At 59.4% G+C, this 12894-nt stretch carries 7 protein-coding genes and 1 pseudogene; all 8 read left to right on the top strand.

Annotated features, from left to right (window positions below; translation table 11 throughout):
• The first annotated feature begins 98 nt into the window (after window positions 1–98).
• The 8 genes and pseudogenes from BS630_RS08510 (at window position 99) to nuoK (ending at window position 12893) form a co-directional block, all read left to right on the top strand.
• Window positions 99–2132, top strand: a complete 2034-nt coding sequence (locus BS630_RS08510) for a hypothetical protein (RefSeq protein WP_077977077.1) — start codon at window positions 99–101, stop codon at window positions 2130–2132.
• A 25-nt stretch (window positions 2133–2157) separates the two neighbouring features.
• Window positions 2158–4455: a type I secretion system permease/ATPase gene (locus BS630_RS08505; RefSeq protein WP_077977076.1), complete on the top strand. Its 2298-nt coding sequence runs from the start codon at window positions 2158–2160 to the stop codon at window positions 4453–4455.
• Between the two features lie 5 nt (window positions 4456–4460).
• Window positions 4461–5810 carry an HlyD family type I secretion periplasmic adaptor subunit gene (locus BS630_RS08500; protein WP_077977691.1) on the top strand — a complete coding sequence of 450 codons (1350 nt, stop codon included), beginning with the start codon at window positions 4461–4463 and terminating at the stop codon, window positions 5808–5810.
• A 120-nt stretch (window positions 5811–5930) separates the two neighbouring features.
• Complete coding sequence (locus BS630_RS08495) at window positions 5931–6422, top strand: hypothetical protein (RefSeq protein WP_017962677.1); 492 nt, start codon at window positions 5931–5933, stop codon at window positions 6420–6422.
• 269 nt (window positions 6423–6691) lie between these two features.
• Window positions 6692–8344 carry a GNAT family N-acetyltransferase gene (locus BS630_RS08490; RefSeq protein ID WP_077977690.1) on the top strand — a complete coding sequence of 551 codons (1653 nt, stop codon included), beginning with the start codon at window positions 6692–6694 and terminating at the stop codon, window positions 8342–8344.
• Between the two features lie 134 nt (window positions 8345–8478).
• Window positions 8479–11856, top strand: a pseudogene (locus tag BS630_RS08485) (DEAD/DEAH box helicase).
• A 234-nt stretch (window positions 11857–12090) separates the two neighbouring features.
• Complete coding sequence (locus tag BS630_RS08480; RefSeq protein ID WP_077977075.1) at window positions 12091–12591, top strand: NADH-quinone oxidoreductase subunit J family protein; 501 nt, start codon at window positions 12091–12093, stop codon at window positions 12589–12591.
• The gene (gene nuoK, locus BS630_RS08475) at window positions 12591–12893 is read left to right on the top strand and encodes an NADH-quinone oxidoreductase subunit NuoK (RefSeq protein WP_017961910.1); all 303 of its coding nucleotides are present in this window, start codon (window positions 12591–12593) and stop codon (window positions 12891–12893) included. The genes BS630_RS08480 and nuoK overlap by 1 nt, the downstream gene beginning before the upstream one ends.
• The last annotated feature ends 1 nt before the right edge of the window (window position 12894 follow it).

Here is a 12894-nt window from a genome sequence, read left to right as displayed (position 1 = left end):
CAGTTTGATTGCTTGAAAACGATTTGACGACCACACCACGGCTCCCCCGGGCGGGCGCCACCAAGGCCGATCGTCATCTCGAATGGGAGGGCCGAACCATGCATATCGAGAAGATTTCGGAAATCATTGCGCACTTCATCGGTCTCTTCGAGATGACGACCGACGAGATGAGGTTGCGTGCCAACTATGCCGAAGGCGCAGGACCGGGCGCGGATGGACCGGCTCTGCCGGATCAGGATGCCTTTACCGCCGCCTTCTCTTCCGATCTCCAGCTCAAGGACTACGATCCGGGCATCAATTACAAAAGCGGCAGCTACGAAATCGAATTTGGCCCGGCGCGCCATTTCGGCCGCGTCTTCGAAGAGAGCCTCGAGAAGCTGGCGGCGATAGCCGGAAAGGACATCCCGTTACCGCATTTCGGCGATCCTACGGATATCGTGCTCACGGATGAGCCGGAACTGACAGTCTTTGCCGGGCCTGGTTCGGCGATCAGTCATGTCCTCCAGGTCAACGCCCTCTACGACGACGACTATCTCGATATGACGGATGGCGTCCATGCGCCTCGAGACACGAGTTTCGTCATCGAGCAGCTCGCGGATTTCAGCACCAAGGCCGAGATCTTCACGCCTTTTGCGAGCCTCCACCGGACAGATACCTATGATGGCGCCCTGAAGATCGCCGAGGATCTCCAAAGCTATATCCGGAATGCCAGAAATACCGAGGATAGCGGGGTGGCCTCGCCCGACAGCGACGTGACGCATCATTTCGTCACCACCGAACCCATGGACGACAAAGTCTATGTCAACGGCAAGGTCGAAGCCGATATACCCGTCCTTGACGATTTTCTGCCCGACCGCGGTCTCGCAAAGCTGCCAGAGGAACCCGATGACAGCAATACATCCGTCGAGCAGACCGACCCGAGCGGCAACAGCCTCGATGTCACCGCCGGTGCAAATCTCGTCGTCAACGTCGCCTCGGTGATCAATACCGGCGTCATCACCTCGGTCTCGGCGGTGATGGGCAACTATCACCAGATCGACGCGATCTCCCAGGCCTTTGTCTACAGCGACAACGACGAGATCGCCTCGGCACTGCATTCATCCGGCCATTCGGCCGAAGAGACGGGAACGATCGCCAAGAATATCGCCCTCTTCGAACAAAGCACCTTCGAAGCATCGAGCCATGCCGAACCCGATTCGGCCGATCCGACGTTCCCCAACAGCTGGCGCGTCAGCGTCATCGATGGCGACGTCTCCTTCGTACAGTGGATCGAGCAATATCACTTCGTCACCGACAACGACACGATGACGGTCACCACCTCAGGGTCCGAAGCCACGGTTCTGACGGGCGGCAATACTTCGATTAATTTCTCCTCCTTTTTCCAGATGGGCCTGCAATATGATCTGGTGATCATCGGCGGCAATGTGCTCGATATCAACAGCATCACGCAGGTCTCGCTGCTCTACGACAATGACTGGGTGCGGGCAGAGGGCGACCTCGATCCCGGCGCCGACCTACAAACAGGCAACAACCTGATCTGGAATTTCGCCTCGATCCACAATGTCGGGACGGGCGGCCCGTTCGAGGCCATGCCCGACTACATGGTCGACACGCAGAAGGCGATCGAAGATCGCGATCCCAACATGCCGGAAGGGCTGTCCTTCGATGTGGATTTCCAGGGATATGCCGGCCTCGACGTTCTCTATATCACCGGCAATCTCTACGACATGACGATCATAAAGCAGGTCAGCATCCTCGGCGATTCCGACGATGTGACCCAGGCGGCATCGACCATTCTCGAAAACAATCCCGACGCAACGGTTACGATCGACACGGGCAGCAATGCGGTCGTCAACATCGCCGAGATCGTCGACTACGACAGTTTCGGCCAGACGACCTATCTGGCAGGCCAGCTCTATTCAGACGCCATCCTCATTCAGGGCGGACTGGTGGAGCATGACACGACACAGCCACAGCCGGTCGACGACGGGCTCGCCAATGAAGTCATCGCCTTTCTCGACAACGACGATCCGGCGGGCGGCGATTCCGCTGACGGCGTCATCAATGCCGGGCACGATTTTTCATGGTCGTCGACGCACCCCGCCGACGTAATGCAAGCCATGGTCGCCTGACCTTGAGTATTGCGAGGAAACCACGATGAACCAGATTTCGAAACAAATCTTTGCGGCAGGCAGCGCCCTCGATCTGAGATCGGGCACTATTCCCTCCGCTGCTCCCTCGGATGCGCCGATGACCGATATGTGCATATCCGCGATCGACGAGGCGGTCGAGAACCTTCGCAGGCTGAGCGGCGCCGCTGCTTCGTCTCCCGATCGCCACAAGAAGACGTCCGAAGCTGCGGCAAACGAGGCTGCCGATATCGGACGCGCAAGCGCTACGCAGGCGCCGCTCCCGGAAAAGATGGTGGTGCCGGAAGCTAAAGTGGAAACGGCACCTCATGTCGCGGTGGCGCAGGGCCTGGCGACAGCAAAAACGCCGGAAGCGCCAGCCCGGCCGCAGATCGAAGCGCGGGTGACCCCCGAACTGCCGAAAGAGAAGACCGAGCTTAAATCGAGCCCGACGATGCCTTTCGGCAGGACCATCGAAGGCGAAAGCGGTCCGATCAGCGAGAACAACAGGCGGCTGCGCACCGGCGGCGGCGGAAATGGCAAGAATTCCGACCCCGGGGGCGGCGGGGGCGGGGGCGGGGGAAGCGGCGGCGGTTTTCACAAGCGTAGCGAGCCTGTGAATTTCGCCGCCAGCCTCTCGCGGGGCATGGCGGCGGTACGGCGCAATTTGGTGGTCGTCATGATGTTCACGATCGCCATCAACGTCCTTCTGCTGGCAATCCCGCTCTATCTATTCCAGATATCCGATCGTGTGCTGACAAGCCGTTCCGTCGACACGCTCGTCATGCTCTCGATCGCCGTGCTCGGCGCCGTGCTACTACAGGCCTTCATGGATTCGGTGCGCCGCTTCATCCTGATGCGCACCGCGGTGGAGCTCGAAGTACAGCTCGGCGCGCCGATCCTCAGCGCTGCAGCCAGGGCATCGCTGCATGGCAGCGGCAAGGACTATCAGACGCTGCAGGATCTGCAGCTGCTGCGCGGCTTCCTGACATCAGGCACGCTGATCGCATTTCTCGATGCGCCGCTGATGCCGTTCTTCGTGGTCGTCGTCTATTTCGTGCATCCGCATCTCGGCATCATCATCATGGTCTGCTGCGCGGTGCTTTTCGTCATCGCCTATCTGAACCAGAAATTCACCGCCCGGCAATTCGCCGAATCCAACGGCTATCTCAGCCGGGCGAATTTCCATCTCGATTCCATGTCGCGCAATTCGCAGATCATCAACGCAATGGCGATGATCCCCGAGGCCGTGAAGATGTGGGGCCGGGAAACGGCGGGTTCGTTGAAATCGCAAGTCGAGGCACAGGACCGCAATATCATCTTCTCCGGCATATCGAAGGCCTGCCGCATGATCACCCAGGTCACCCTGCTCGGCTGGGGCGCACATCTGTCGCTCGCCGGCGAACTGACGGGCGGCATGGTGATTGCGGCCTCGATCATCTCGGGACGCGCGCTGGCACCAATCGAAGGCGCCATAGAAGGGTGGAACCAGTTCAACCGGTCGGCAGCCGCCTATAGCAGGATCAAGGGACTACTGTTGAATTCCCCATTGAACTTCCCGCGCCTGCGCCTCCCCAATCCCGAAGGCCGGCTCGATGTCGAACGCATTCTCTTCGTGCCGCCACCGCAAAAGAAGGTCATTCTCAACGGCATCTCCTTCTCGCTCAGGAAGGGGGAATCGCTTGCGATCATCGGTAATTCCGGATCCGGCAAGACGACGCTCGGCAAGATGCTCGTCGGCTCGATCGTCCCGACATCGGGAAATGTACGCCTCGACCTAATGGATCTGCGCAACTGGGATCAGCGCCAGTTCGGCGAAAGCATCGGCTATCTGCCGCAGGACGTGCAGCTCTTTCCCGGCACGATCAAGGCCAATATCTGCCGCATGCGCGACGACGTCGACGATCACCAGATCTACGAGGCGGCGGTGCTGGCCGACGTTCACGAACTCATCGCCGGCTTCCCGCAGGGCTACGAAACCATCGTTGCAGCCGATGGCGCTCCGCTTTCGGGCGGCCAGAAGCAGCGCATTGCGCTGGCCCGTGCCTTCTTCGGCAATCCCAAATTCGTGGTGCTCGACGAGCCGAATTCGAACCTCGATACGCAGGGCGAGGCAGCCCTTGCCAGGGCACTGATCCACGCCAAGAAGCAGGGCATTACCACCGTCACCATCACCCAGCGCCCGGCTCTTCTCCAATGCGTCGACAAGATCCTTGTGCTCAAGGACGGCACTGTCGCCATGTTCGGGGAAAGGATCGAGGTGCTGCAGGCGCTTTCCAAGAACAACGGCAATAACGGTCAACAAGCACCGCGCATTGAGGGATGAACGACATGGGACGGAAAAATCGGGAGACGACAGGTCCGGCGCAGCTCGAGTGGTATAGCGATGTGCCGCGCTCGATCCGTGTGCACAGCATCGTCGGCCTGACGGTTCTCTTCACCTCGTTCGGAGGCTTCGGCTTTTGGGCGGCGACGGCGCCGCTCGCCTCCGCCGTTATCGCGCAGGGAAGCTTCGTCGCGACCGGCAACAACAAGATCATCCAGCATCTGGAAGGCGGCATCATCAAGGAGATGCGCGTCAGCGAAGGCGATACGGTCAGGGAAGGCGACATCCTGCTGACCCTCGATCCCACAGCATCCCGCTCGAACGAGCGGATGCTGCAGCTTCGTCGCCTGCGCCTTGAAGCCGTCGTCGCCAGGCTCCGTGCCGAAGCGCAGGGCCTGCGCGAATTCCAGCTTCCCGATATCGTGACGAAGGAGGCCGGCGATCCCGATATCAACGCGATCATCCAGAGCCAGAACGTCGTCTTCCGCAGCAAGCAGATCAAACTCGAGGAGCAGCTCAATCTGATCGGGAAGAACATCGCATCGCTCGAATTCCGGTTCGCCGGCTATAGGGGCCAGCGAGAATCCTTCGAAAGGCAGCTGTCGCTGCTGACCGAGGAACGCGACTCCAAGGCTCGGCTGGTCAAGGTCGGCTATATGCGCAAGACGGATCTGCTGGCAATCGAGCGAGCGATCGCCGATGCGATGGGCGACATTGCTCGACTGAACGGCGAGCTCAACGAGAGCGAAGCGGAGATCGCCAAATTCCGCCAGGAAGCCGTCATCGCCGTCAACTCCAACAAGCAGGCGGCACTCGATGCGCTCGAGACTGCCGAAACCGATCTGGACAGTGTGCGCCAACAGATGCGCGAGGCCGCCGGCGTGCTCGAACGCACCACTATCCGTTCGCCGGTGTCGGGCACGGTGGTGCGCTCCTATTTTCACACAGCCGGCGGTGTCATCACGACAGGAAAGCCGATCATGGAGATCCTGCCGTCGCATGTGCCGCTGATCCTGGAAGCGAAGGTGCTGCGCAACTCCATCGACCAGTTGCATGAGGGAGAAACGGCCTCGATCCGCCTCACGGCGCTCAACCGGCGCACGACCCCTGTTTTGCAGGGCAAGGTCTTCTACGTCTCAGCCGATTCGATCGAGGAAAATGCGGGAGCTTCGGTCAAGGACGTCTATATCGTCCGCGTCGGAATACCCGATTCCGAGATTGCGCGGGTGCACAATTTCCATCCCGTTCCTGGAATGCCGGCCGAAGTGCTGATTCAGACGTCGGAACGCACCTTCTTCGAATATCTGAGCAAACCGATCACCGACAGCATGTCCCGGGCTTTCAAGGAGCGCTGATCGCTCACGATCCGGCAACGGGCGGTCCGGTAGATATGACGGACTTGCCCGTTGTTCTGATGTAATGTCCACATGTTCATCCCTTGAGGGATGGATCCCTCCGGGGAGAAAGGGGCAAGCATGGCGGCGATGTCCGATGTCCTGCTGCGGGTCGGCCGCCTGAACTATGTCTGGACGAACACCGAAAGCCTGCTGATCTACATCATCGCCCATCTTCTCCGGGTCGAAAAGGATGCGGCAATCGTCGTGTTCCTGACGCTGAACACCACGCGCGCCCGGATCGATCTCATCGAACGGCTGTCCAAGCTCGCTTCGACCTCCCCTTCCGACCGGAAGGCGATTCTTTCGGCCATGGCGCGGCTGAAGAAGGAATCCAAGATCCGCAACAAGTACAATCACTGCATCTATTCCTTCGACGAAAAAGGAGAGATCTCGAGCACGCAGCTGATGCGGCTCGTCGAGGACGACAAGCAGATCCGCTACGGCAAGATCGAACAGATGGACGCGCGCGAACTCGACCTTCTCGAAAAGTCGATCGCCGAGATCGTCGCCATCAGCCGGACGCTCTGGGCCTTCATCCATGCGAGCCCGCGGATCTCCGGCGAGCTCTGATCTAATCTTATGTACCCATGTTCTCAAAACCGCTGCACACTTTCGGGCGATGTCCGTTGAAGTGCAGCATCCTTCAGGACCCGTTGCGCTCTAACGTTTTGAATCTGTGTATAATTGCTACCAGAAACCGGATGCGATTTTGGGTTATGCGCCGGCTCAGGACTAATCCCATTTAGGCCACTTAAATCATCCGGACGGTTTATTTGAAGATCGGTGTTTCCCACTAGAATGAAACCTCCCGAGTGACGTATGGGGTATTGGGGGCGGACATGCGCATAGATATCATCGACACCATTACAGGGTTCGAGGCGGTACGCGAGAACTGGGATCAGGTCTTCCTGGAAGATCCCGACGCGCAGCATTTCCTCTCCTGGATATGGCTGAAGAACTATCTCTCCCGCCGACGCCGCTGGTTCATCCTCGCCCTTCGCGAACGCGATCCCGAAGCACCCTATGTCGCCTTCTTTCCGCTGCGCCTCATCACGCATCTGAACGAGAAGACCGGGCTCTTCTACGACGAGATCATCATGGCCGGGAATTTTGCGGCCGATTATACTGGCTTCATCGTCAGACCGGATTACGAGCATCACGCCATTGCCGGCTTTGCTTCGTTTCTCAAGCATCAGAACTGGACCGACCTGAAGCTCGAATATTTCAGCGGTCCTGCCGGCCGGCGCGAGAAGATGATCGAGGCGCTGCAGGGGCCGGAGGTGATGTTTCGCGACAGCTCGCCCAAAAACAGCGAGAATATCGACAATACGATCTGCCCGATCGTCCCCCTGCCGGCAAGCTTCGACGACTATCTCGAACAGCGCATGAGCAGCCAGACTCGCCAGAAGCTCCGGCGGTTCCTGCGCAAGGTCGAAGGAGACGATATTTACCGGATCACGATGGCAACCGCCGAGACCATCGATCGGGACTTGGACATCCTCTTCAAACTCTGGCGGATCAAGTGGAGTGCCCGCAAAGGCATGGAGCGGACCGAGCGGCTGATCATCACCACGCGCGAGATGCTGATGGACAGCTTCAACTGCGGCAATCTCGAGGTGCCGGTCTTTTGGCATGGCGACCAGCCGCTCGGCGCGCTGGCGAATATCGTCGACCGGCAGAAGCAGGCGATCCTCTTTTATATCACCGGCCGCGACGAAAACTGGAAGACGCCGTCCCCCGGTCTCATCCTGCATGGTTACTGCATCCGGCGAGCGATCGAGCACGGCTTCAAGACCTATGATTTCCTTCGCGGAAACGAACCCTATAAATATATGTTCGGGGCGGAGGAAAGGCGGATCAGCTGCACCCTGTTCCGCACCCGCAACGGCCTGAATCTGCATGGCGTGCTGAACCCGCGCAGTATTCGTTTCGTCTATGAACAGGCGCTCGACATGTACCGCAACGGAGCCCGGAGCAAGGCGGAGATCGCCTTCAACCAGGTCCTGCAATCGGCTCCAGGCCATACCGGCGCGGAATTCGGGCTCGCCAATCTGCTATTCGACCGCGGCAAGCTGACGGAGGCATTGACTGCCTACAAGGTTCTCGTCGAGCAAGCGTCCGATCCGACACCGATCCAAATGCGGCTTGGCGACACGCAGCTTGCCCTGCATCAATATGAGCAGGCCGCAGAGACTTTCCGCCGGGTCGGCGAGATTGGGCCGCATCTTATCCAGGCACATTACAAGCGCGGTATCGCCCTTGCCGCCAGCAAACGGCTGGCCGAGGCCGAGGCCGTCTTCGCCGCGATCCAGGACGTGCATTCGGACGATCCGACTTCGCTCGATTATGCCGCCAAGGCGGGGATTGCCCTCGAACGCCTGCGCTCGATCGCCGAGCCCGCCGTTGGCAAGACGGACGTCGTGCCGGAGACCATCGCCCGCTGGAATCGGGGACGGCAACTCAGCGAGCGACGCCGGCCACGTCTGCATTGATGTGGCCTTGCCATGGTGCGGAAATGCGGTCCGGCGGCTCCGGGACGCGCAGCCACCATGGTCTTTGATTTTGAGCTGCAATCGTTGCTAAAAGAAAGCGCGAGCCTATTTTTGCAACTCCTCAGTGAGAAGTCATGCAGACAATTGCAGACGGCGCCGAAAGGGAACGGCTTCTGGCCATTCTCGATTTCTGGCACAAGATCGAGTTCTTCATTCCTTACGATCTCTCCAGCCGCATCGTCTCCGGTGAAGGCCGAACTGTTTTCTGGCTGCATGCGAAAACGCTCGAGGATGACGGTGCCGCACTCAGCCGTCCAGCGATCCCCGAGGAGAAGCAAATCACGGGTTTTACCCTCTTCCTCGGGATTTTCAACAAATCCGAAATTGCCGATATCCGCAGACACTTCGATAGCGTTACAGCCGATATCGCCGAATATGACGATGCCGAACGCGGTGATCTCGATGGCGATACCTGCTTTGCCAGCCTGCAGCTCTCCCCCTTGGGAGAGCCGATGTTCGAAACATTTTCGGTTTCCACGCTTCCATGGGCTCTGGGACGGGTGCGGAAATCCGGCCTCTCCTCGCTCAGCCACGAGGCATTTGCCGACAGCAAGCGGCAGCTCTCGGAATTGCTTCAAAACTTTCGGGCTCAACGGCATCTGAGATCTTCATCCTCCGAGGACATGGTCGATCAGCCGATCGATGCCAACGAAATCCTGACACTGCATGAATTGCTCTGCGATTGGGCCGGCTTTGCCTCGAAGCACGAAAAGCCCATCGCCGCTGTTGAAATACGCTATCGAGACCGGGTGGAAAAACCTGAGCTTATCTCCTTGCCGCCACCGCCTGATAGTAATGCGATCGATGCCGACGACGAGGACGAGAGTGCAAGCGTTGAAGATGACATCGGCATCCTGAACAGCTTCTTCATCGAAGACATCGAGCGGGCGATGATACGCGTCACGCATGGCGATATCCCCGCGCCGCTCAGGCAATATCTCACCCCGCTGGCGCGTGAGAAACGGATCGACCTCTACTCGGAGGACGGACGCCGGGCGATCGTTCGGGCCTTGCATCCTGGAAAACTCAACCGCGGGCGCTGGCTCAGCGAACCTCACCACGCCATGAGCCTCATACAACAGTTCGCGATCAATTCGGCAATCGACGACCTGTAGGAAACGGGACTGTTCTCGGTCAACGGCCCGCCAGGGACGGGAAAGACGACGCTGCTTCGCGACATGTTCGCGGACAATATCGTTCGGCGCGCCCGCATCCTGGCCTCCTTGAAGACGGCTCGCGATGCCTTCGATGGCGCGCCGCGCCGCGTCATTTTCTCGGACCGGAGCACGGCCTCGATATCGGCGCTGATCCCGGCCCTGGCAGGATTCGAAATGGTCGTCGCCTCCTCCAACAACGCCGCCGTGGAGAATATTTCGCGCGACCTTCCGAAGAAAAGCTCGGTCGCGAGAACGTCTTCCTTCCAATATCTGCAGACCATCGCGCACAAAATCGCTTGCCAGAAGGACAATGGGGCGGTCGTCAAGCTCTCGGACGGCGACCGCCCATGGGGGCTGATCGCCTGTGCGCTCGGCAATTCCCGGAATCGCCGAGCGTTCAAGGAACGTTTCGCCTTCATGGAGATCGCCGAAAGGCCGAAGCCCGGCTGGTCCGGTGCCGACAAACCAGAGACCATCTGGGAGTGGCTAAAGGGTTATAAGGGACCAAACTTCGCCGAAGCATCGGCGGCATTTCAGGCCGCCGACAAGGTGGTTCGCGACAAGATCGGCGAATATGCACGCTATGCCGATCTCCATGAAGAAATCTCCCTGATTTCGCAGGATACTTTCTGCCGCGAGGCGCTTGAAAAGGTCAGGGCGGCCGCAAGCGAGCTTCGACATGCGCAGGACCGATGCGACATGGTCGCGGCCGAAATGCTCCGTATCAGGGAAGGATTGTCTCAGCTGAAGGAGGAGGAACAACTGCTCGACCGCAGCGCTCCCGCGTGGTGGGAGAAAGTGCTGCCGGCCAATCCTGCCCGCCAGCATCGGCAAAGTGTTATCGCCAATGCGCGCAGGCAGTTGGAATTGCGCAAGGCACTGGCGCAATGCGAGCGTCATATTGCAAAAACCCATGGACCTGCGCTGAAACGGGCGCTGCGGGGATATCAGCGGGCGGAACAGACGCTAGGATCGCAACGGGAAATCTGGTCGAGGAAGAGAGAGGAATACGATCGCCTCGGAAAGATTCTCGATCATCCCATCCTACCCGGGCGTCTCGCCGATCTCGAGACCGATCAGTTCCAGATTGACGGTCTGTGGCATCGAGACGAACTGGCAGGTCTGCGTTCTGCATTGGTGGAAGCGGCATTGACGCTGCATGAAGCGTGGCTGGCTGACGTGGGCAAGAAAGGCGGAGGTTTTGGAGGAAACATCGTCGCCACCAACAAACTGCTTTCCAACAACGGACCCGCCGACGGCGAGCACATTGCGTTGATCTGGCAGAGCCTTTTCATGATCGTTCCCATCGTCTCGACGACCTTCGCCTCCTTTGCCCGGCAGTTCCGCGGTCTCGACACCGGCTCGATCGGCTGGGTCTTCATCGATGAAGCTGGTCAGGCGGTGCCGCAAGCGGCCGTCGGCGCCCTGTTGCGGGCCCGCCGCGTTATGGTGATCGGCGATCCCCAGCAGATCGAACCGGTCTTCACGCTGCCCAGCGCGCTGATCACCGCCATCTCGGCTCTCTCGCCCCACACGGCGGCAGGACAATATTCGCCGAACAGGGCGTCGGTGCAGATGCTGGCCGACGCCACCAACCGCTATGGGACGGCGGTCTCGGGCGAGGAAGCCGACGGGCTCTGGATCGGCAGCCCCCTCAGGGTACATCGGCGCTGCATCGATCCGATGTTCGGCCTTGCCAACCAGATCGCCTATCAGAACAAGATGGTATTCGGGCTGGAAGAACGCCGACCAGCCGGCGACGTGCCGCCGTTTTACGGCGACAGCGCCTGGATCGATGTCAAGGGCAGGGTATCGGGCAAACAGGCCGTTGTGGAACAGACGGATTTCATCGTCGACGTCCTTACCGCCACCTATCGCCGGGACGGCGCGTTGCCAGATCTCTATATCATCTCGCCGTTCAAAGAGATCAAGAACAGTCTGAGGCAGGCTCTCGCCCACGCGACATGGATCGATCCGAACGGAAATATGCGGGCATCTCCACCGAAGCTGTCGAGGTGGTTGAAGGAAAGGATAGGCACGGTGCATACCTTCCAGGGCAAGGAAGAAGACATCGTTTTCATGGTGCTCGGCGCCGATGCCGACCATAGCGGAGCGGCCAGTTGGGCCGCTTCGAAGCCGAACCTCTTGAACGTTGCCCTCACGCGCGCCAAGCGCCGATTCTATATCGTCGGCGATCGCAGCCTCTGGGAGGGCCTGCCTTATTTCCGGGAGACAGCGAGCGCCTTGGATACATTGCAGGCAGCAGAATTCCTGGGCCGCATTGAATTGGACTGAAGGATCGGGATCCGATTACTGCTCACTGGATCCTTGCCTCGACCGACGTCTGGAATCGTTTCGCAAGCGACCTTCGCCACATCCGGACTGGCCTGGTTTGCTCCGCCAATGACAATAATCTTGTGAAAAATCCGATATTAGGGCACAATTTGTGAACGCATCGGAATTTGCGGCGCAATCTCAATTCCGGCCGTCTCGCGCCGGGTAGCAGTTCGCGTCGGAGGGTCGGCGTCGATGGAACCGGGGTTCTTTCTTGTGTTCGCTACGGTGTCCGTGATCACGGCCCTGACGGTGATCTTGGCCCGGAATCCGGTGCACAGCGCAATGGCGCTGATGGCGTGTTTCCTCAACATCTCGGCAATCTTCGTTATGCTCGAGGCGCCGTTGCTCGCGGTCATCCAGATCTTCGTCTATGTCGGCGCGATTATGGTCCTGTTCGTCTTCGTGATCATGATGATCGATGTGCGCGAAGCGGTCTTGCAACGGTTCTTGCCGGGCGGCAACATGGCGGCTCTGGTGTTGCTCGTCCTGCTTGGGATCGAGATGGTTGCGCTGGTGCTCTGGAGCGGCCGCTTTTCGCTCACGCAGCCCGTCACCGTGCGCGGTGGCGATCAGGTCAGGCAGCTCAGCACAACGCTGTTCGCCGACTATCTCCTGCCGTTTGAAGTTGCGTCCGTCATCCTGCTGGCCGCCCTGATCGGGGCCATCGTGCTGGCGCAGAAGGAGCAGCGGTGATGGTTCCGCTCTGGTGGTATATTTTGCTCGGAGTGGCGCTGTTCGTGATCGGAGCGGCGGGCGTGCTGCTCAGGCGCAACATTCTGGTCGTGCTGATGTCGCTGGAGCTGTTGCTCAACTCGGTCAACATCAATTTCATCGCTTTCGGACGTTACTACGCCGATTTCCGCGGTCAGATCTTCGCGATCTTCGTCATCGCAATCACCGCGGCGGAGGTTGCCGTCGCCCTCGGTATCCTGGTCGCCCTCGTGAGGAACAAATCCACCCTCAAGGTCGACGACGTGACCATGATGAAAGGATAGT

Source organism: Rhizobium laguerreae (genome assembly GCF_002008165.1).
In the GTDB taxonomy this organism is placed as follows: Bacteria; Pseudomonadota; Alphaproteobacteria; order Rhizobiales; family Rhizobiaceae; genus Rhizobium; species Rhizobium laguerreae.
This window is presented reverse-complemented; position numbering and strand designations above follow the sequence as displayed.

Excerpts from the sequence above, each read along its gene's own strand:
- BS630_RS08510 (WP_077977077.1), top strand. The coding sequence starts at position 99 with ATGCATATCGAGAAGATTTCGGAAATCATTGCGCACTTCATCGGTCTC.
- nuoK (WP_017961910.1), top strand. The coding sequence starts at position 12,591 with ATGGTTCCGCTCTGGTGGTATATTTTGCTCGGAGTGGCGCTGTTCGTG.
- BS630_RS08505 (WP_077977076.1), top strand. The coding sequence starts at position 2,158 with ATGAACCAGATTTCGAAACAAATCTTTGCGGCAGGCAGCGCCCTCGAT.
- BS630_RS08495 (WP_017962677.1), top strand. The coding sequence starts at position 5,931 with ATGGCGGCGATGTCCGATGTCCTGCTGCGGGTCGGCCGCCTGAACTAT.
- BS630_RS08490 (WP_077977690.1), top strand. The coding sequence starts at position 6,692 with ATGCGCATAGATATCATCGACACCATTACAGGGTTCGAGGCGGTACGC.
- BS630_RS08500 (WP_077977691.1), top strand. The coding sequence starts at position 4,461 with ATGGGACGGAAAAATCGGGAGACGACAGGTCCGGCGCAGCTCGAGTGG.
- BS630_RS08480 (WP_077977075.1), top strand. The coding sequence starts at position 12,091 with ATGGAACCGGGGTTCTTTCTTGTGTTCGCTACGGTGTCCGTGATCACG.